Genomic DNA, 18,284 nt, shown 5'->3' with positions numbered 1-18,284 from the left:
GCAGATAGCATGACGACCACAATTTCTCGCCTCTACGACAGTTATTCCGATGCCGAGGGGGCCGTCACCCGGCTCGAGAGTGCCGGCGTGCCGCACTCCGACATCAGCATCGTCGCCAACAATTCCGACAATTGGTACGCTTCACAGCGCGGCAAAGTCGACCGTGACCACGACGGCGTCGATGATCGCGCCGAGGGGGCGGGCGCGGGGGCCGGCATTGGCGCCGGAATCGGCGGCGCGGCAGGTCTCCTCGCCGGCCTGGGCCTATTGGCCATTCCCGGTTTGGGGCCGGTCGTGGCTGCGGGATGGCTCGCTTCCACGGCCGCCGGCGAGCAGCTCCGGGCGTTCGCAAAGGCAAACACCCCAACCGGTGTCATCAGCCTCAAGATGCAGCGCCCGCCGGGAGCGATCTCGAGCAAGGCACAACGCGAGGGCATCTCACTGAAACCGGTCAACCGTTCGCCTTATAACCGGCGTGCGACGAAGGCACGCACGACAAAGCGGCGCTAATACTTGGTAAGCGGGGTCTCGATCATTTTGCGGACCCCGCCCACGTTCGGCTCAGAGGCCAGAGGCTGGAAGGATCCACGAGCTAAACTCAAGCCAAGCACATAGGACAAATGACAAAGGCCCTGTGGGCGTTACGCCACATGGCCTTTGCTGGCACTGTGATTCCGTCCCACTTAGCAAACAAATGTTGCTCGATTCGCGTTCTCGGTAACGAGAAGATTTTAGGGTAAGCTATTTGCCATCCAAAGGCATCTCATCGTTCTGTCTCCGCTCAGCAAGAAGCTCCTTCTCGGCTTCGTACCAAAAGGTATCCATTGCGCCCGGAGGCTCGCCGGCCTCTTGCCAGAGCCGGTACGCGCGACTGCGGATATCTTCCTCACTCAAGCTGGTCATGACTTCCTTCCTTTCAGAAGCAAAGCCGCGCAGGCCGCCCGGTTCCTTTTGTGCGGCAACAAGTCTTGGCAAAGGCACGTGCTCTCCTGACTTCCGATAAGTGACTGGAAGTCAGTGCGCGCCGACGATGGAGTAGCGAGGAACAAAGCCAGTCACGCAAGCTTTGGACTCTTACTGGCCCGCCGACCGAGCTGGCGGAGCGGCCCCGGCCTCCCAAAAGCCCCCCAGCCGGGGCTCGCTCTTCGCACCCGGAGTACCGGAGTAAGCGTATGTGCTCGTCGCCAGCAATCGTGCCAGCAGATCGTCTCGATCGCGATATCTATCTGGTGCTGGAAGACTTCGGAGCGCACGCCGGTTGCGCCTGGCGGGAGACTGACGAACAGGACGCGGACCGCGAGACCGTGCTGCGGGATATCCTCTCAGGCCAATACGCCTATCCGCTTAGCATTGTCGCATCCAATACGGCCGAGGGCTGGTCTCGCGATGTCACCGAGGAGATCGCCGATATGCTGGCGAAACACGCTGCCCACGAAAGTCTTGATCTTCCGCCCGCGCTTGACGCCTCATTCGAGCCAACGCGACCCGCGCAGCAGACTTGCAATTGCGGTTGCCATTTCGAGCGCCGTCGAATGCAACACGGTACCCCTCTCCCGTCCTTGAGGGAAAGGCCAACCAGCTGCTTGCCCGCGGTCAATCGTATTAGGCCCCAAACGATAGTCATCGCATGCAACGGATCATCCCCGGGATAACAGCCGTCATCCTATCAGACGACCGCCGCCGCATTCTTCTGCATCTTAGATCAGATAACCTGCAGTGGAGTTTGCCTGGCGGGAGCGCAAAATTTGGTGGGAAGATCGAGGATCGTGTTCATCGCGAGGACTTGGAAGAAACAGGAATTCGTGCTGGATTGTTCGACCATGCGCGCTTTACTCGTCACCTGAGCATTTCGCAATTCAGTCTCCCGGTGGCAATGAAGTCGTCCTCGGTATTGAATGCAGAAAGATTAGAGGACAAGAGATGTCCCAAGATGATGACAGCATTGGAGCGAGATGGTTCGACCTGAACGAGCTCCCCGCTAATCTTATGCCGATGCAGTACGAGTTAATCGAGGATGCCATCGCCAACCAAGCCTTCTTGCTCAAATGAGTTATGAGGGAAAGGAAGCCTTCGGGCTTTTTCATTGGAACGGCCTTAGGCCAAACTCATTCGACCTTTGAGTGGACTACGCGTCCGCTCGTTACAGGGAAAGCCCCGTCGCGCCTCCGCCGTGGGGGGCTTTCTTCACGGAGGTCTCATGGGTAATCGCACAGGTAACGAACCGGCACCGTTAATTATTTTTGGCATAGCCGTTCTGCCAGTTATCGCGGTGCTGGCTTACTTCGCTTTTTGATTCAAAGAGAGCGCGAGACACGCCACCGACATGGCGCTGCAAACGGCGCGCGAGAGCGCCACCGTGGGCGAGTTCATCGGTCAATTTGACCGCCGGGTTCTGGGGCTGGCGCAGTCGCAGGACCTCCTGCTCCGCCAGAACTGGCGAGGAGCGTGGATGCGCGATCTGGTGCATGCCCACCTCGAGCCGTTCGGCGCAGGGCCCCGCGCTCTAACTAGCGGGCCGGACATCTTCCTGGACACGACGGCGGTTCAGAATGTCGGCTTTGCCCTCCACGAACTCGCAACGAACGCGTCGACATACGGTGCGCTGTCGAATGAGGCGGGACGTCTGGTCGTGGTCTGGGCGGCGCTGGAGGACGGTGGGGTTAGCCTCACGTGGGAGGAACGCGACGGCACCGCCCCGCACATGGAGCAGGAAGGATTCGGCTACCGCGTGATCACCGTGCTCGTTCCGCGCGCGCTAAATGGATCCTCCGAACAGAATTCACCCCGCAGGGCGTCCGATGGGAACTCACCATACCGGCTGACCATGTCGTCCAAGGAAACGAACCCAAGCCTTCCCAGGAGTGAATGTGGACGCTAATAAATTGAAGGTGCTGATCGTCGAGGACGAGTTCTTCATCGCTCTGGACGCAGAGGAGCAAGTCAAGTCGCTCGGCCATACGGTGGTGGGCACCGCAGTTTCCGCCGAGCAGGCGGTCCGGATCGCAGGCGAGGAAAAGCGGATGTTGTACCGATGGACATCAGGCTCATCGGGGCGGTCGATGGAATTACGGCCGCGCTGGAGATTCGATCTCTCTACGGCATCGAGGCGATCTTCGTGACCGCGAACACCGACCAATCAACCCTCGCTCGAGCCGAATCCATAAAGCCCCTCGCGGTTCTGCAAAAGCCGCTGACCAAGGACAGGCTGGCGTCACAACTAGCCCGGTTGCTCACAAGATAAGCCCCCCTGATGCCCCACTTAGGCATTTCACCGCTCACTAATCATGTTGCCAAAACGAAGGGCGCGTCCTGTGTTGCGATGAGTTCGTCGGGAAGCGCATAGCCCGCCACATCCCGAGGATTAATGTCGAAGATAGCTACGTAAGGCGAAAACTAACCGCCGAAGGAAGCTACTCGCACAGACCTTTGCGACGCAGGAGAGCCTTGTTGATGGCAACAGCCGCCTTGGCTCCTTCTCCGATCGCGACCGAGACAAGCAGAACATCCCGCGAAACGTCGCCTGCAACATAGACACCTGGCACGCTGGTCTCCTCGCTTTGGGGGTCCGTGATCACCCCGCCCTTATCACCCCTGCGGCAGCCTAGACGCTGCGAAAGATCGGAAGCCTGATGGCATCCCGTCGCGAAAAAAAGCCCTACGCGCACCAGATCTGGTCCGCTGGCGAATTTGATTTTTGTCAGCAGCCCCCTTGCACCCTCCAGAGAGCGGATGGGCTCGGCACGTAGCGGGATGCCATGCTGTCTGAGCCGACCGAGCGCCGCCCCGCTGACTGAAGACCCGTCGCTACAAGCGACGACGTCACTGACCCAGTGCTTCATCATCACTGCGAGATCGGCACCTCTATCGCCTTTACCGTAAGTTGCGACCGGCATTCCGGCATATTCATATCCGTCGCAATAGACGCAATGATGGACAGAGGTGCCATAGAAGGCAGCAATTTCGGGGATATGCGGCAGTTCGTCGGTGATGCCTGTCGCAAGAAGGACTTTGGCTGCGGTCCCCGTCGTTCCATCCGCGCAGAGAAATTCAAATCCCTCTTCGGCAGGACCGATATCTGTGACCCGCGTTTGCCGGATGGTCAAAGTGGGATAGCGACCAATCTCTTCGCGGGCAGTCTGCAGAAACTGAGCTGGCCGAGTGCCCTCGCTTCCCAACAATCCATGGATCGCGTGAGAAGCGCGGTTGCGCTGGCGCAGGTCATCGCAAAGGAGCACCGTCCTGTGGCATCGTCCCAATATCAGCGCGGCGCTCAGCCCGGCCGGGCCGCCACCGGCAATCAGTACATCGACGTTCATGGTGATCGTTCCACCATCTATCTAGGTCGCCTGCCTGTCACGGAACCTACCGGTGCCGTTCGCTTGTTAACTCCTGTAGAAGGTGAAAAATGCTGCGCCCGCCCATCGTTCCTCAAGGGAAAGACCTGACGCCGGAAGAACGGCGCGAGCGGCGGCGGCTGCGGCGGGAGAAGCAGCGTGAGGCCAATATCGTCCGCGCGGCGAAGATGCGCCGTGCCCGTCTCAAGCTTGAGTCCGAGGGCAAGATCAGTCGAGGCCGGCCGGGCCGAGCCCTCTATGTCGGCTGCTCAGGCTGGCGCTACTGGAAGTGGCGGGACAGCTTCTATTCTGAAGTACCTCAGCCGGAATGGTTCAGCCATTACCTCGCCTCCTTCGACACGGTCGAGATCAATGCATCGTTTTATTCATGGCCGACCGTTGCGGGCGTGCAGGCCTGGCGCCGCCAGCCCAGCGACGCAGACTTCGTATACACAGTAAAGGTCTGCGAGCTCATAACCCACGTCAAAAAGTTCAAAGACACTAAAGAGCTCATACGGGACTTCGGAGTGATCGCCGATATTCTCGGGGAGAGGATGGGCTGCTTCCTGTTCCAGCTGCCGCCGAGCTTCCACTACACAAAGGCCCGGCTGAATTCGATTGTCAGCCAGTTGGATCCGGCCCGCCGCAACGTCGTCGAGTTTCGGCACAAGAGCTGGTGGAACGACGAGGTCTACCGTGCCTTCCGAAGCGCCGGCATTATCTTCTGCTCCTGCAGCGGTCCGCGCCTGCCGGATGAGCTCATCCGCACGGCCAATGAAGTTTACGTGCGCCTTCACGGGCCACAGCGTTGGTACCGGCACGATTACTCAGATGAGGAGCTGCGCGAATGGGCGAAGCGGATCAAGGCCAGCGGCGCAAAACATTCGTGGGTTTACTTCAACAACGACTATGACGCCCGCGCGCCAGCCAACGCAAAGACGCTCTATCGCTTGCTCTCCGCACCAACTCGCAAGCGGACGCCACGCGACAGGAACTCCCAGGATCGGTGACGCTTGTCCTGCTCCCGGCCTCCGCCGCGATGAAGGAGATTCAAACCGTGCTTGTCTGGTACGCCGCACTAACGCTGATGCTCGACGCAATGCAGGTCGTGGAAATTCGGCTCCGCCGGATGGCGGAGGGAGGAATTGTTCCTGATGACTAGCGAGAAATTGGATGCTGCAGCGGAGCCGCGCGCCATTTTCATCAGGGGCGGCAATTACGGTCAGGTTGTGGAACGCTAGCGTAAAATTGTGTCAGCAAGTATCGAGCGATTGTCGCCAGACGTTCGCCTCCGGGCAACCCGACAAGCTGTTATCGGCAACATTCAGCTAGGAACCGCGCTTCGGTTGTAATGTTGAAGCAGGCCTTTTTTCACATTCCAGGGGATCACCATGCCTGAGAAAGACCTCAACAGTCTGTTCGTCGATACGCTCAAAGACATTTAGTACGCTGAAAAGCAGATCTACAAGTTGCTGCCAAAGATGCCAAAGCGGCTTCTTCCGACGAATTGCTGGCGGCTTTCGAAAAGCACCATGACGAAACCGAGGGCCAGATCGAGCGGCTCAAGCAAATCTTTGAGCTGCTCGGCAAGCCGGCGCGCGGCAAGAAGTGCGACGCCATCGAGGGCATCCTCGATGGCGGCAAGGAAGTCATGGAAGAATACGAGGATACGCCTGCCCTCGATGCTGGACTGCTAGCGGCCGCGCAAGCCGTGGAGCATTGAGGACCTGGGCCGACAAGCTCGGCCACAAGGATGCCGTCAAGCTTCTCGATGCGACGCTCGCCGAAGAGAAGAAGACCGACGCGCGCTGTCGAAGCTGGCGATCTCGGCTGTCAATGCCGAAGCCGCGTGAGGTCGTCATGAAGCAGTTCATGCTTGCAATGCTGCTGGCGACAGCCCTCACCGCCCCCGGGCTTCGCCCAGTCGATTGGAGAAAAGATCGGCGTCGACTCCGCTCTTGGTATCGCGCCCAAGACGGAGGACTTCGTCAAGGAAGCGGCGATGAGCGACATGCTGGAAATGGAGGCGGCGGAGATAGCCCAGCAGAAAGGTAATTCAGACGAGAAGAAATTCGCCGATCAGATGATTGCAGATCACACCAAGATTAGCAACGAGCTCAAGGAAATGGTGCCGGCCGATTCCGCGGCGGCTATTCCCGCCAAGCTCGATGACAGCTCGCAAAAGAAGCTGGACAAGCTGCGTGACACCAAGCCCGGAGACTTCGCGAGCGAGTATGATCCGATGCAGGTCAGCGCTCACAAGGATGCAGTATCACTCTTCCAGGGCTATTCGGAAGGTGGCGCCGATCCTAAGCTTAAGAATTGGGCAGGCAAGACCTTACCGGCGTTACAGCATCATCTCGGCATGGCCGAGGATCTGAACAAGAACCTCGGACCGCCGTCTTGCGCTCCTTCGTAACCATCTTGCTCTTTGGAGGACTTGGATATGAGGACCACGTTCGACTTCGCGCCCCTGTGGCGCTCTACTATCGGCTTCGACCACCTGGCCGGCCTCGTCGACAGCGCGTTGCGCCAGGCGACCGAGGACAACTACCCGCCCTACAACATCGAGCGCTCCGGCGAGGACCACTACCGGATCACGCTTGCCGTGGCGGGCTTCGGCGCCGACGACATTGCCGTGACCGCGGAGCAGAACGCGCTGACCATCGAAGGCAAGAAGCCCGAGAAGGCCGCCGGCGAATTCCTGTACCAGGGCATCGCAGCACGTCCGTTCCGCCGCATCTTCAATCTGGCCGACTTCGTCCAGGTGAAACAGGCATCCTTCCAGGACGGTCTTCTGATCATCGATCTCGTCCGCGAAGTGCCGGAGGCCATGAAGCCGCGCCGGATCCAAATCGCAGGCGCGACGGCTTCGCCCCAGATCGAGCAAAAGAAGGCAGCCTGATCGTTCTCATGCGATCGGCAAGCGGCGGCGGGCGCGCAAGCCCGCCGCCCATCACACCATCCCTTGGAAAGGAGCGTAAGGGAGACCACCGATGACCGATGCCAAAACCAATTCCGGCAATCTTAGTCCCCTCTTTCACCCCGCTGCGCACTACGGATCTCCTGACGACGTCCTGAACGACGCCGACCTCTCCACGTCGGAGAAGCGCATCATCCTGTCGTCTTGGGCGTCCGACATGTTCGCGGTCGAATCCTGCCCCAACCTGCGCGAGATACCTGGCATGGGGCATACGATCCGACTCGCCGATATCTTGGCGGCGCTGCGGCGCCTCGACGGCGAGGACGACGGTCCACCTCGCCCGGGGCGGGGCGACGATGCGACTGCGGCGGCCTTGGGCCGCCGCGCTCATAGCGATATCGACGGCCTCGACCGCGCGGGCTGTCTCCTGAGGGCCGGCTCGTGCTCAGACGGATCAACCCACGTTAATGCACGCGCTCTGAACCGCCCCAAGATCGCGTGGTTCCCTAAGTCGGCTGCACCGACAGCAACGTATCCTGCGCCCCAACGTTGTTCTTTGAAAGCGCGACTTGGATGCATCGCGCCCACCGTCTCGACGGCCAGCTCATGGTCGTCCTCGACGTCGACCGCGTGCTCGAGTTGAAGACCGAAGTGCAGATGGCTGCGTGAACCAACGAAACATCGAACCCGGAGAACCAAAATGAAGACATGTTTGGTGGTCGATGACTCCAGCGTCGTGCGCAAGATCGCGCGCCGGATCCTGGAGGGCCTGGAATTCCAAGTCACCGAGGCCGAGGACGGCTCCAAGGCGCTCGAGATCTGCCAGAAGCAGCTGCCCGATGCGGTGCTGCTCGACTGGAACATGCCCGTGATGGACGGCTTCGAGTTCATGGGCCACATGCGCCGCCTGCCCGGCGGCGACCAGCCGAAGGTGGTGTTCTGCACCACCGAGAACAACGTCGCTCACATCGCTCAGGCGCTCAGCGGCGGCGCCAACGAGTACATCATGAAGCCCTTCGACAAAGACATCATCGCCGACAAGTTCGCTGAAGTTGGTTTGATCCCGGTCGGACAAGCCATGGTCTGAGTGTGTCTGGCCTGACGTTTGGGCCAGAGTGTTCCCAGTACAGCTTCGAAGAGGCTATCCGTGACCCCGACCGAGTACGAGTATCTGCGTAAGTTCCTGAAGGATAATTCGGGTCTCGACCTGTCCGCAGACAAGCAATATCTGATCGAAAGCCGCCTGCTGCCGCTTGCCCGCAAGGTGGGGCTGTCCGGCATCGCCGAGCTCGTGCAGAAGCTGCAGGCCGGCTCGCGCCAGCTGATCACCGACGTGGTCGAAGCCATGACCACCAACGAGACCTTCTTCTTCCGCGACAAGGTCCCGTTCGATCATTTCCGCGACACCATCATGCCCGAGATCATCAAGGCGCGCGCCGGCAGGCGCAGCGTGCGCATCTGGTGCGCCGCCGGCTCGACCGGGCAGGAGCCCTATTCGCTGGCGATGTGCCTGAAGGAAATGGGCGCGGCCCTTACCGGCTGGCGTGTCGAGATCATCGCGACCGACCTGTCGCTGGAGGTGCTGGAGAAGGCCAAGGCCGGCATCTACAGCCAGTTCGAGGTGCAGCGCGGTCTGCCGATCCAGATGCTGGTGAAATATTTCAAGCAGACCGGCGAGACCTGGCAGATCAATCCCGAACTGCGGGCGATGATCCAGCACCGTCAGCTCAATTTGCTGCACGACTTCGCCCAGCTCGGCACCTTCGACGTCATCTTCTGCCGCAACGTGCTGATCTATTTCGACCAGGACACCAAGATCAACATCTTCAACCGCCTGGCGCGCCAGATCGAGCCCGACGGCTTCCTGGTGCTGGGTGCGGCCGAAACCGTGGTCGGTCTGACCGATACGTTCAGGCCGATCCCGGAGCGGCGCGGCCTCTACAAGCCGAACGACCCGCGTGCCGCCGTTGCCAAGCCGGTGCTCGCCGGCGCGGCGCCGCGCATGGCGGTCATGGCAGGACGATAGGCATGGCCGAGGATGGCAAGGGCACCGAACGCGTGACGTTCAGTCGCGGCTATGATGTCTGCATCATGGCCATCGACGGCACCTGGCGCCGCGACTGCAAGCTCAATGCGATCTCCGACACCGACGCCATCCTCACGGTGGAAGGCTCGATCCAGGGATTGAACCTGAAGGAGTTCTTCCTGCTGCTGTCGTCCACCGGTCTTGCCTACCGCCGCTGCGAGCTGGTGCGGGTCAACGGCGCCGAGATGGACATCCAGTTCCTGCGCGGCAAGAACCGGAAGAAGCGCGGCGCAGCCGGCGGCCACGACGCGGCGGCCTGATCGGCGAGCAGTTGCGCAGGACTGCGCGCTTTCCCCGACGTTGCTTTATATTTGCTGAAACATCTGGAAGAATTTGCCGCGGCGGTTTTACGGCGCCTAAGCGCGAACCGTGTACCCATTGCCGGTCTCAATCTCAGGAATACGGCAATGCCCAGAAGTTCCCTCTCCCCTGTCTCGTCCAACCTGCCCGACGTCGCCGAGCGGCGTGCGCTTCAGCTGCTGGTGGTCGACGACGATGCCACGCAGCGCAGCCTGATCACGGTCGCCGCCAAGCAGGCCGGCCACGAAGTCACCGTGGCGCCGTCCGTGGCGGAAGCCATCGAGAAGCTCCGCGCCGCGCGCTTCGACTGCGTGACTCTCGATCTCGTGCTGGAGGACGGCGACGGCATCGACGTGCTGCGCGAGATGGCGGAGGCGAAATTCGCCGGTGCGGTGATCGTCATCAGCGGCATGGACGGCAAGCGCCGCAGCGCCGCCCGCAGCTTCGCCCGCTCCGTGGGGATCGAGCTCCAGAGCCTGCCGAAGCCGCTGGACCTCGCGGCCCTGCGCATCAGCCTCGCCAATCTCGGCAAGACCGCGATGGGCCTGCCGGCGATTCACACCTGGGGTGGTGTCGCCACCGACGCGATCGTGGAACGGCACCGCGCCTGAGGCGCGGAGCTGCCATGCAATCAGCTGCGGCTGGTCAGCCGCGCTGATTGCGACTTACGCTGCGCTGCCAGATTCGGACAATTGTTGCAGGGCGTGACTGAGCTCCGCCCGGCAGGCGTTGAGGGCGGCACTCGCCGTGGCATAACGCGGCGTGACGTCGTCGAGCACGACAATCTCGGTGGAACCCGCGAATGCGCTGTCGTCCTCGCTCTCCATCGCCGCGTCGATCAGACGCATGCTGATCTCGATGCGCGCGATCAGAGAGCGAAGTTCGGCTGCGATCAACTGACGGCTGTCAGTATCGGCCATCGCGGCGAGCGGGGGTATGCCGGCGTAATTTAGCATGGATATTCTCCGTACCCCGCAATTAGGCACCCTGCCGCTACTTGTGCGTTAAGTCCATGTCCCGTACAAATACGGGTGGGCCGAATCCGCGCCGATCGCCATAACGGTTTGGCGCGGACGCGAGTCCTTCATGCCAACTGGATGTGGCACATGGCCGAACAAAGCTCTCGCGGTGAAATCTTCGTGGTCGACGACGACCCTGCCGTTCGCGACACCTTGTCGATGGTGTTGAAGGCGGCGGGTTATGAGGTGATCTGTTTTGCGGACGGCGCTGCGCTGCTCTCCGTCGCGCGAAACCGCACACCGGCTGCGATCCTGCTCGACGTGCACATTCCCGGAAAGTCGGGCCTCGACATCCTGAAGGAGCTGCATGGCGAGGACTATCCGGCACCGATCTTCATGATCTCCGGGCAGGGCGACATCACCATGGCGGTGGGCGCCATCAAGAGCGGCGCGCTCGATTTCATCGAGAAGCCGTTCCGCGGCAGCGAGATCGTCGGCCGGCTCGACGAGGCGATCGGGGCCTATGCTCGCAGGCAGGCGGAAAACGCCTCGCCGAAATTCGGCTCGCTGCATTTCCCCGGACGCGAGCCGTTGACGCGCAGGGAGCGCGAGGTGCTGGAGCAGTTCGCCTCCGGTGCGTCCAACAAGGAAGCCGGCCGCACGCTCGGCATCAGCCCGCGCACCATCGAGGACCATCGCGCCAACATCATGAAGAAGCTCGGCGCACGCAACGCCGCCGACCTGATCCGCATCGTGATGACCGCGGCCCAGCGCGCGTCGTAAGCGCTGGTTCGTTCTGGGTTCCGGCTCTGCACAGCAGCGCTGCGCGCTGCAGTGCGTCCGGGACACGAGAGCGAGGCCTCAAGCGCTCAGGGCCTTGCGGATGATCCGCGCGAGATCCGACTTGCGGTAGGGCTTCGCCAGCAGCAGCACGCCCGAATCCAGCCGGCCGTGATGGATGATCGCGTTCTCGGTATAGCCTGACGTGTAGACCACCTTCAGATCGGGACGCGTCTTCGTCAGCTCGTCGGCGAGCTGCCGTCCGTTCATCTTGCCGGGCATGATGACGTCGGTGAATAGCAGGTCGAACGGCTTGCCGGTGGCGACGATCGCGAGCGCCTCAGCGGCGTTCGCGGCCTGCAAGGTGACGTAACCCAGCGAATGCAGCTGCGCCAGCACGTAGTCGCGCACCAGCCGGTCGTCCTCGACCACGAGGATCGTCTCGTGTCCGCCCTCGATCGTCACCGGTGTCACGCCCTCTGTGGCCACCGTCGGCGTCTTGCCGGGCGGCAGGTACATCTTGATCGTGGTGCCGTGGCCTTCCTCGCTGTAGATCTTGATGTGTCCCGCGGACTGCTTGATGAAGCCGTAGACCATCGAAAGCCCGAGCCCCGTGCCCTTGCCCGGTCCCTTCGAGGTGAAGAACGGGTCGAACACCCTCGCCAGCATGCTCGCCGGAATGCCGGTGCCGGTGTCGCTCACGGCGATCAGCACGTAATGCCCGGGCCTGACATCGTTGACGCTGGCATAGACCTCGTCGAGATAGGCGGCACCCGTCTCCACGATCAGCTTGCCGCCGCCCGGCATGGCGTCGCGGGCATTGAGCGCGAGGTTGAGGATCGCGGTGGTGAGCTGGTTGGGGTCGACGATCGCGACGCAGTTCTCGTCCTCGAACACCGATTCGATCTGGATCTGCTCGCCCAGGGTCGGCCGCAACAGCTTCGCGGTGTCGATGATCAGCGAATTGATGTCGATCTCGCGCGGCTGCAGCGGCTGCTTGCGCGCGAAGGCGAGCAGATGCTGGGTCAGCTCGGCGCCGCGCGCGGCGGCCTCGTCGATCATCTTGGTGATGGCCGCAAGCTGCGGCTCCTTCTCGACCGCCTCCGCCAGGATCTCGATCGTCCCGGTGATGACGGTGAGGATGTTGTTGAAGTCGTGCGCGACGCCGCCGGTGAGCTGGCCGACCGCCTCCATCTTCTCGGCGTGGCGGATACGCTCCTCGGCCGCGATCTTGTCGGTGAGGTCGCGGTAGAACACGTTGAACAGCAGGCCCTCGCGGCGCTTCAGCGCGGTGACGCTCAGCTCGGCCTTGAATTCCTTGCCATCGCGCCGCCGGCACATGAGCTCGCGGCGGCGGTTCAGCGTCCTACCGTCCTCCTCTTCCAGGAAGCGCTTCAGGCCGGCCTGGACCCGCGCGCGATCGCTCTCGGCCACGATCAGGTCGATCGTGCTCTTGCCGAGCACCTCGTCGCGGCGCCAGCCGAACAGCTGTTCCGCCTGCGAGTTCCAGTTCAGGATCCTGCTCGCCTCGTCGGTCTGGACGAAGGCGTCGAGCGAGGTCTCGACGATGTTGCGGGCGAGCCGTTCGCTCTCTTGCAGGGATTCCTGCGCGAGCCTTGCCTCCGTCATGTCGCGTCCGACGAAGAAGAACCGGTGCGCCTGCTCGGACCAGCTGCCGAGCCATGACAGCCAGACCTCGTGCCCGTTCTTGTGGAAGCAGCGGGTGTCGTCGAGCTTGGGGCGGTCACCGCGCCGCAGCGCGCGCATCTCCGCGCGGGAATGCTCCAGATGATCGGGATGAACGAAATCGGCGCCGCTGCGGCCGATCATCTCGGCCGGCTTGTAGCCGAGAATGGTCTCGCTGCTCGGACTGATCTGCGCGACATGGCCGCGTGCGTCCATGATCATGATCAGATCCTGCGAGGTGTCGAAGATCTGGCGGCGCTCCTCGAGCCGCTGCTGCAGCACGCGCTCGGCCCGCCGCGCCTCGGTGAGGCTGCGCGCGCTGCCGGAGGCGCCGACGATCTCGCCCCGAAGGTCCCTCGATGGCGAGAGGCTGAGCGAGATCTCGACCGGCGTGCCGTCCTTGCGCACGCGCACCGTCTCGAAGCGCTCGATCGGCTCGCCGCTCGCGATCCGCCGCAGATAGTCCTTGCCCTGCTCGCGGCGGTCGGGCGGGACTATGATGGAGGTGGGCTGGCCGATCGCCTCGTCCGCCGAATAGCCATAGAGGCGCTCTGCCGCCGGATTCCAGCCGGTGATGATGGCCGCGAGCGTCTGCATCACGATCGCATCGTCGGACGATTCGACCGCGGCGCTGAACAATTGCTCGCGCGCCGCATGATGGCTTCGCGCGGCCTCGGTGCGGCGATGCTCTCGGACCTCGCGCTCGAGCGCGGCCGTGTTCGCCCTGGTCTCTTCGACCATCTGGGCAAAAGCGCGCGCCAGCACGCCGGTTTCGCCGCTGGCGTCGACCGGAATGTCCGCCGGCCGTCCGCTGCCGATGGCCTCCACCGCCGCGGTCAGGCGTCCGATCGGCCGGGTCAATGAGCGCGCCAGCAGCACCGCGAGCGCCGCCGCGGCGAGCACGGCGAGCACGCCGACGAGCAGGGACGTCTTCTGAATGGCGGCCGGCACGCGGCCGAACACGGCCGGGGGAACGGTCACGATGATCGCGATCCACTCCTTGCCCGACGCAGCGCCGGCGCGAGCGCAGCGCCGCTTGACCGGCCCGCGACGTCGGTTGTGAGGTGCGTCGACACGTCGGGCGTGCCGGCCGCGGCTGAAAAATACGGAAAATCATTGCGCCAGTTGGTGGGATGGCCATGCAACGAGCCGAATTCCCGCGTGCGGTCAGGATTGACGAGATAGTCGCCGCGCGAATTCACGACATAGATTTCGCCTCCCGAGCTCGTCGCCGCGCGGACGCGCTCGAGTGCCGGACGCATGTCGATATTGGCGACGATGATGCCGAACGGCTTGCCCGCCGCCGTGAAAAGCGGCGTCGCGACCCGCAGGGTCGGAATGTGCAAGTCCGTGGTCCCGCCCTGCCGGGTCGCGAGGTCAATCGGCGACACGTAAATCTCGCCCGGCGCGAGCTTGATCGTTTCCTGGAAGTAGGTTCGCTCGGTCTTGTGCGCCAGCTCGCTGTTGGGGACGATCCGTGCCGCCCCATTCGGGCCCGAGCGATCGACGCGGACCAGCTCGCGCTGGTCGTCGTCAATGCCGATGATTCGAAACTGCCCGTAGCTGGGCTTGGCCTCGATCTCGGCCACGAGCCGGGTTGCGATGCGCTCGCGCCAGGTCTGCTCCGAGACGCCGTCAGACGCGTCAATTCCGCCGCCGATGTGCGCGCGGATCAGGCCGTTGATGGCTGCGGCGGAGCGATAGCCGATCAGATCGCCGCGAACGCCGGAAACGTAGGATTCGAGATTGGTCGCCAGCAGCCGCGACTGGGCTTCGACCCGCTCCAGCACGCGCGGAATGACGGCTTGCGTGATGTTGCGATAGCCGAGCCAGCCGACGGCGGCCACGGTCACCGCCACCAGCAGGATCATCGCGATGGCCAGCCGCGTCGTGAGCGTCATGGGGATGTTCGCTGGACGTCCCGTATGGCCACGCTTGTTCTGGACTGGAGCAGAGGAGCCGTCCTCGTCATCGCTGGCCGGAGCTGACATCGGACCTCTCCGGCAGAGCCGCCTTCAGGCAGCCATCGACCGCGGCGAGCAGGGCGCCGGGCCCGAACGGCTTTTGCAGGCTCGCCACCGCGCCGAGCTTGGTCGCCATCTTCAGGAAATCCGGCTCCGCATAGGCGTCCGGCGTGGCCGAACGGCCGGAGATCACGATGATCGGAACGGCCGGCCGCTGTGCCCGGATGTGGCGCATCGTCTCCAGCCCATCCATGCCGGGCATGAAGATGTCGAGAAACAACAGGTCGAAATGGCTGGCCTCGAACGCTGCAAGTCCCTGGCGGCCGTCGCCGGCGACGGTGACGTGATGTCCGGCCCTCTCCAGGAGCAGCCGGATCGTGATCTGCACGGCGGGGTCGTCATCCACGATCAGGATGTTGGCCACGTCTGAAATCCTCCGGGGCGGAGGGGACATTCCAGCGCCCCCAAATCAAGCCATCAAATATGAAATTGTTGCGCGGATTCCGCCCAGCCTGCAAGCACTTCGCAACGATGCGGCGGTTTCCCGGCGCGGCACGTCCCGGTGCCGCCATTATGCATGCTTTCGTGCACATGGCTTGCCGGATGTGCCGCAAAAGGCAGTGGAACTGTCCGAACGGTTATTCCAGGGTTCGGTGACGGTTCATCGCAGCCCTAGTCGGTCAGGTACTCGGGATAGCGGCTCCGGATCTTGTCCAGCTCGCTCAGGGTGCCCGACAGGTGCGTGCGCAGGTGCTGCTGCGCGGCATCGGGGTCGCCGGCCTCGATCGCGCGCGTGATCAGCTTGTGATGGCGCACGATGTTCTGGGCCTTGCCGGGTGAGGGCAGATGCAGCCGGCGCAGCCGGTCGATATGTCCGCTGCGGCTGCGCACCAGCGACCAGAGCTCCTGCTTGCCCGCGGCGGCGTAAAGCTGCGCGTGAAAATCATTGTCGCCGGCGATGAAGCTCTCGAAATCGCCGGCCCTGGCGAATTGCTGCTGGAGCGCGATCGCGTGGTCGAGCCGGATCACCAGGGCCGCGTCATGCTCTTCCGCGAGCAGCCGGACGATTTCGAGCTCCAGCGCCTGGCGCAGGAAATGGGCCTGCTCGGCGCGGCCGACATCGACCCGGCTGACCACGGTCGCGTGCTGCGGAAACACCTCGACCAGTCCTTCTTCCTCCAGCCGCATCAGGGCGTCGCGGATCGGGGTCGAGCTGACGCCGAATTGCGTGGCGAGCTCGGTGCGCGACAGCGGCGCGCCCGGCGGCAGTTCGAGCGCGAGAATGGCGTTGCGCAGCCGCTCGAACACCTGCGGCGCGGCCTGCCGGGCCCGGTCGAGGCGGGCGGCCGCGCGCGGCGCGGTATGGACGGTTTCCATGGCAATGGCTCCGGCAGGCTTGCCTTTGATGCACTAATGCATTAGTGCATCAGCGGGGTCGCACGTCAATGGCGGCCGGAGGAAACGAACAACAATGATGAAGCAATTGCAGCGTGGCCTTGCGGCCATGGCCTTGATCACCGCCGCCGCCCTTTTCGCGCCCGCGGCGCAGGCGCAGCAGAAATCCGAGATCGCGCTGTCGCGCCAGCCCGGCATTTTCTACATGCCGAGCCACATCATGGAGAAGCTGAAGCTGATTGAGAAGCATGCGGCTTCGCTCGGCGTTTCCGGCGTCACCACCAAATGGATCACCTTCTCCGGCGGCGGCGCGCAGACCGATGCGCTGCTCGCGGGCGGCGTCGACATCCTCAACACCGGCACCGGCAATCTGCTGCTGCTGTGGGATCGCACCCGCGGCGGCGTGAAGGGCATCGTCGCGACCTCGGCGCAGCCGATGACGCTGATCAGCCGCGACGACAACATCAAGTCGATCAAGGATTTTGGGCCCGCCGACAAGATCGCGGTGCCGACGGTGAAGGTCTCAACCCAGGCGATCGTGCTTCAGATCGCCGCCGCCGAAGCGTTCGGCGCCGACCAATGGTCGAAGCTCGATGCCAACACCGTGCAGCTCGGCCATCCCGATGCTTATGCGGCGCTGTCCAATCCGAAGCATGAGGTGCACACCCACTTCTCGATCCCACCCTTCACCTTCCTGGAGCTGAAGAACGTGCCGGGCGCGCATGTCGTGCTGAACTCGCCCGACGTGATGGGCGGCCCGCTCAGTCAGGCCCAGTTCTTCACCACGACCAAGTTCGCCGACGCCAACCCGAAGATCATCCAGGCCGTGCGCGCTGCCACCAAGGAGGCGCAGGACCTGATCCGCAGCGATACGAAGCAGGCGGTCGAGATCTACAAGGAGATCACCGGCGACAAGACCTCGGTCGAGGAGCTGCTCGATCTCCTCAAGCAGCCCGGCATGATGGAGTGGAATCTCGAGCCGCAGGGCACGATGAAGTTCGCCGCCCATCTCTACAAGACCGGCACGCTGAAGACCCAGCCCAAGGCCTGGACGGACTATTATCTCCCCGTCGCGCACGACCTGAAGGGCAACTGATGGCGCTGCTCGACGTCAACTCCGTGACGCTGCGCTACAAGACCTCGAGCGCAGTCGTCACAGCCACGGAGAGGGTGAGCTTCACTGTCGACAAGTCCGACCGCTTCGTGCTGCTCGGACCGTCCGGCTGCGGCAAGTCCACCCTGCTCAAGGCCGTCGGCGGCTATATGTCGCCGAGCGAAGGCCGCATGAGCATCAGCGGCCGCGAGATTCACGGCCCCGGCGCCGACCGCATGATGATCTTCCAGGAGTTCGACCAGCTCCTGCCCTGGAAGAGCGTGCTCGCCAACGTGATGTTCCCGCTGCTGACGGCGCGAAAGCTGTCGCGCAAGGACGCCGAGGCGAAGGCGCGGGCCTATATCGAGAAGGTCGGCCTCACCCGCGTGGTCGATGCCTATCCGCACACGCTATCCGGCGGCATGAAGCAGCGCGTCGCGATCGCGCGCGGCATGGCGATGGAGCCGGACATTTTGCTGATGGACGAGCCGTTCGCAGCGCTCGATGCGCTGACGCGCCGGACCTGCCAGGACGAGCTGCTCCAGCTCTGGAGCGAGACCAAATTCACGGTGCTGTTCGTAACGCATTCGATCGCGGAAGCCATCCGCATCGGCAACCGCATCCTGCTGCTGTCGCCGCATCCGGGCCGGGTCAAGGCCGAGGTCGTCGACGTCGACAAGGTCAGCAATGACGACGGCAGTGCCGGCCGGCTCGAGACGGAGATCCACGATCTCCTGTTTGCCGGCGAAGCAACGGCGCACTAG

The 18,284-nt window shown here is 63.0% G+C and carries 19 protein-coding genes and 4 pseudogenes; 17 read left to right on the top strand and 6 right to left on the bottom strand.

Going from position 1 to position 18,284, the window contains the following annotated elements; genetic code table 11:
• Positions 1 to 9: 9 nt before the first annotated feature.
• A pseudogene (locus FOM02_RS43280) lies at positions 10 to 378 on the top strand (hypothetical protein); the annotation flags it as partial.
• 363 nt (positions 379 to 741) lie between these two features.
• Here FOM02_RS43280 and FOM02_RS43275 read toward each other — a convergent pair.
• Positions 742 to 981, bottom strand: coding sequence for a DUF2934 domain-containing protein (locus tag FOM02_RS43275; protein WP_416207747.1), 240 nt, complete (start codon positions 979 to 981; stop codon positions 742 to 744).
• A gap of 646 nt (positions 982 to 1,627) precedes the next feature.
• Here FOM02_RS43275 and FOM02_RS43265 point away from each other — a divergent pair.
• The 3 genes from FOM02_RS43265 to FOM02_RS43255 all read left to right on the top strand — a co-directional run bounded on the left by FOM02_RS43265 (position 1,628) and on the right by FOM02_RS43255 (position 3,119).
• Entirely contained in the window at positions 1,628 to 1,966 is a 339-nt protein-coding gene (locus FOM02_RS43265; protein ID WP_265441096.1) for an NUDIX domain-containing protein, read from the top strand.
• 357 nt (positions 1,967 to 2,323) lie between these two features.
• Entirely contained in the window at positions 2,324 to 2,878 is a 555-nt protein-coding gene (locus tag FOM02_RS43260; protein WP_027561354.1) for a sensor histidine kinase, read from the top strand.
• A gap of 4 nt (positions 2,879 to 2,882) precedes the next feature.
• Positions 2,883 to 3,119 carry a hypothetical protein gene (locus FOM02_RS43255; protein WP_159073942.1) on the top strand — a complete coding sequence of 79 codons (237 nt, stop codon included), beginning with the start codon at positions 2,883 to 2,885 and terminating at the stop codon, positions 3,117 to 3,119.
• 291 nt (positions 3,120 to 3,410) lie between these two features.
• Here FOM02_RS43255 and FOM02_RS43250 read toward each other — a convergent pair whose 3' ends face one another.
• Positions 3,411 to 4,316 (bottom strand): NAD(P)/FAD-dependent oxidoreductase, encoded by a 906-nt coding sequence (locus FOM02_RS43250; RefSeq protein WP_265441095.1) that lies wholly within the window; start codon positions 4,314 to 4,316, stop codon positions 3,411 to 3,413.
• An 89-nt stretch (positions 4,317 to 4,405) separates the two neighbouring features.
• On the opposite strand from FOM02_RS43250, the gene FOM02_RS43245 reads away from it, so the two are divergent.
• The 10 genes and pseudogenes from FOM02_RS43245 to FOM02_RS43200 all read left to right on the top strand — a co-directional run bounded on the left by FOM02_RS43245 (position 4,406) and on the right by FOM02_RS43200 (position 10,254).
• Positions 4,406 to 5,344 carry a DUF72 domain-containing protein gene (locus tag FOM02_RS43245; RefSeq protein WP_051378245.1) on the top strand — a complete coding sequence of 313 codons (939 nt, stop codon included), beginning with the start codon at positions 4,406 to 4,408 and terminating at the stop codon, positions 5,342 to 5,344.
• A complete protein-coding gene (locus tag FOM02_RS43240) occupies positions 5,341 to 5,496 on the top strand; it encodes a hypothetical protein (protein ID WP_167336471.1) in 156 nt (51 codons plus the stop codon). The genes FOM02_RS43245 and FOM02_RS43240 overlap by 4 nt, the downstream gene beginning before the upstream one ends.
• A 229-nt stretch (positions 5,497 to 5,725) precedes the next feature.
• A pseudogene (locus FOM02_RS43235) lies at positions 5,726 to 6,187 on the top strand (ferritin-like domain-containing protein).
• 23 nt (positions 6,188 to 6,210) lie between these two features.
• Positions 6,211 to 6,753 carry a DUF4142 domain-containing protein gene (locus FOM02_RS43230; protein ID WP_051378247.1) on the top strand — a complete coding sequence of 181 codons (543 nt, stop codon included), beginning with the start codon at positions 6,211 to 6,213 and terminating at the stop codon, positions 6,751 to 6,753.
• A 27-nt stretch (positions 6,754 to 6,780) separates the two neighbouring features.
• Complete coding sequence (locus FOM02_RS43225; protein WP_027561357.1) at positions 6,781 to 7,239, top strand: Hsp20 family protein; 459 nt, start codon at positions 6,781 to 6,783, stop codon at positions 7,237 to 7,239.
• Between the two features lie 603 nt (positions 7,240 to 7,842).
• A pseudogene (locus tag FOM02_RS47015) lies at positions 7,843 to 7,926 on the top strand (chemotaxis protein CheW); the annotation flags it as partial.
• Positions 7,927 to 7,957: 31 nt separating this feature from the next.
• Positions 7,958 to 8,344 carry a response regulator gene (locus tag FOM02_RS43215; protein WP_027563594.1) on the top strand — a complete coding sequence of 129 codons (387 nt, stop codon included), beginning with the start codon at positions 7,958 to 7,960 and terminating at the stop codon, positions 8,342 to 8,344.
• Between the two features lie 60 nt (positions 8,345 to 8,404).
• On the top strand, positions 8,405 to 9,283 hold the full coding sequence (locus FOM02_RS43210; protein ID WP_027563593.1) for a CheR family methyltransferase: 879 nt from the start codon (positions 8,405 to 8,407) through the stop codon (positions 9,281 to 9,283).
• A 2-nt stretch (positions 9,284 to 9,285) separates the two neighbouring features.
• On the top strand, positions 9,286 to 9,603 hold the full coding sequence (locus FOM02_RS43205; RefSeq protein WP_027563592.1) for a hypothetical protein: 318 nt from the start codon (positions 9,286 to 9,288) through the stop codon (positions 9,601 to 9,603).
• A 147-nt stretch (positions 9,604 to 9,750) separates the two neighbouring features.
• Positions 9,751 to 10,254: a response regulator gene (locus FOM02_RS43200; RefSeq protein WP_027563591.1), complete on the top strand. Its 504-nt coding sequence runs from the start codon at positions 9,751 to 9,753 to the stop codon at positions 10,252 to 10,254.
• 54 nt (positions 10,255 to 10,308) lie between these two features.
• Here the strand turns inward: FOM02_RS43200 and FOM02_RS43195 are convergent, their stop codons facing one another.
• Positions 10,309 to 10,599 carry a hypothetical protein gene (locus tag FOM02_RS43195; protein ID WP_027563590.1) on the bottom strand — a complete coding sequence of 97 codons (291 nt, stop codon included), beginning with the start codon at positions 10,597 to 10,599 and terminating at the stop codon, positions 10,309 to 10,311.
• A gap of 150 nt (positions 10,600 to 10,749) precedes the next feature.
• On the opposite strand from FOM02_RS43195, the gene FOM02_RS43190 reads away from it, so the two are divergent.
• On the top strand, positions 10,750 to 11,385 hold the full coding sequence (locus FOM02_RS43190) for a response regulator transcription factor (protein WP_027563589.1): 636 nt from the start codon (positions 10,750 to 10,752) through the stop codon (positions 11,383 to 11,385).
• A gap of 78 nt (positions 11,386 to 11,463) precedes the next feature.
• On the opposite strand, the pseudogene FOM02_RS43185 reads toward FOM02_RS43190, so the two are convergent.
• The 3 genes and pseudogenes from FOM02_RS43185 to FOM02_RS43175 form a co-directional block, all read right to left on the bottom strand.
• Positions 11,464 to 15,059, bottom strand: a pseudogene (locus tag FOM02_RS43185) (PAS domain S-box protein).
• Positions 15,037 to 15,456 (bottom strand): response regulator, encoded by a 420-nt coding sequence (locus FOM02_RS43180; RefSeq protein ID WP_027563587.1) that lies wholly within the window; start codon positions 15,454 to 15,456, stop codon positions 15,037 to 15,039. The pseudogene FOM02_RS43185 and the gene FOM02_RS43180 overlap by 23 nt, the downstream one beginning before the upstream one ends.
• 248 nt (positions 15,457 to 15,704) lie before the next feature.
• Positions 15,705 to 16,409 carry a GntR family transcriptional regulator gene (locus FOM02_RS43175; RefSeq protein ID WP_027563586.1) on the bottom strand — a complete coding sequence of 235 codons (705 nt, stop codon included), beginning with the start codon at positions 16,407 to 16,409 and terminating at the stop codon, positions 15,705 to 15,707.
• 94 nt (positions 16,410 to 16,503) lie between these two features.
• On the opposite strand from FOM02_RS43175, the gene FOM02_RS43170 reads away from it, so the two are divergent.
• Both FOM02_RS43170 and FOM02_RS43165 read left to right on the top strand, forming a co-directional pair.
• Positions 16,504 to 17,523: an ABC transporter substrate-binding protein gene (locus FOM02_RS43170; RefSeq protein ID WP_027563585.1), complete on the top strand. Its 1,020-nt coding sequence runs from the start codon at positions 16,504 to 16,506 to the stop codon at positions 17,521 to 17,523.
• Positions 17,523 to 18,284 (top strand): ABC transporter ATP-binding protein, encoded by a 762-nt coding sequence (locus FOM02_RS43165; protein ID WP_027563584.1) that lies wholly within the window; start codon positions 17,523 to 17,525, stop codon positions 18,282 to 18,284. The genes FOM02_RS43170 and FOM02_RS43165 overlap by 1 nt, the downstream gene beginning before the upstream one ends.

Origin of the sequence: Bradyrhizobium sp. SEMIA (assembly GCF_014844175.1) — a bacterium.
Classification (GTDB): domain Bacteria; phylum Pseudomonadota; class Alphaproteobacteria; order Rhizobiales; family Xanthobacteraceae; genus Bradyrhizobium; species Bradyrhizobium arachidis.
This window is presented reverse-complemented; position numbering and strand designations above follow the sequence as displayed.

Excerpts from the sequence above, each read along its gene's own strand:
- FOM02_RS43225 (WP_027561357.1), top strand. The coding sequence starts at position 6,781 with ATGAGGACCACGTTCGACTTCGCGCCCCTGTGGCGCTCTACTATCGGC.
- FOM02_RS43250 (WP_265441095.1), bottom strand. The coding sequence starts at position 4,316 with ATGAACGTCGATGTACTGATTGCCGGTGGCGGCCCGGCCGGGCTGAGC.
- FOM02_RS43265 (WP_265441096.1), top strand. The coding sequence starts at position 1,628 with ATGCAACGGATCATCCCCGGGATAACAGCCGTCATCCTATCAGACGAC.
- FOM02_RS43200 (WP_027563591.1), top strand. The coding sequence starts at position 9,751 with ATGCCCAGAAGTTCCCTCTCCCCTGTCTCGTCCAACCTGCCCGACGTC.
- FOM02_RS43170 (WP_027563585.1), top strand. The coding sequence starts at position 16,504 with ATGATGAAGCAATTGCAGCGTGGCCTTGCGGCCATGGCCTTGATCACC.
- FOM02_RS43190 (WP_027563589.1), top strand. The coding sequence starts at position 10,750 with ATGGCCGAACAAAGCTCTCGCGGTGAAATCTTCGTGGTCGACGACGAC.
- FOM02_RS43245 (WP_051378245.1), top strand. The coding sequence starts at position 4,406 with ATGCTGCGCCCGCCCATCGTTCCTCAAGGGAAAGACCTGACGCCGGAA.
- FOM02_RS43165 (WP_027563584.1), top strand. The coding sequence starts at position 17,523 with ATGGCGCTGCTCGACGTCAACTCCGTGACGCTGCGCTACAAGACCTCG.
- FOM02_RS43175 (WP_027563586.1), bottom strand. The coding sequence starts at position 16,409 with ATGGAAACCGTCCATACCGCGCCGCGCGCGGCCGCCCGCCTCGACCGG.
- FOM02_RS43195 (WP_027563590.1), bottom strand. The coding sequence starts at position 10,599 with ATGCTAAATTACGCCGGCATACCCCCGCTCGCCGCGATGGCCGATACT.
- FOM02_RS43260 (WP_027561354.1), top strand. The coding sequence starts at position 2,324 with ATGGCGCTGCAAACGGCGCGCGAGAGCGCCACCGTGGGCGAGTTCATC.
- FOM02_RS43205 (WP_027563592.1), top strand. The coding sequence starts at position 9,286 with ATGGCCGAGGATGGCAAGGGCACCGAACGCGTGACGTTCAGTCGCGGC.
- FOM02_RS43215 (WP_027563594.1), top strand. The coding sequence starts at position 7,958 with ATGAAGACATGTTTGGTGGTCGATGACTCCAGCGTCGTGCGCAAGATC.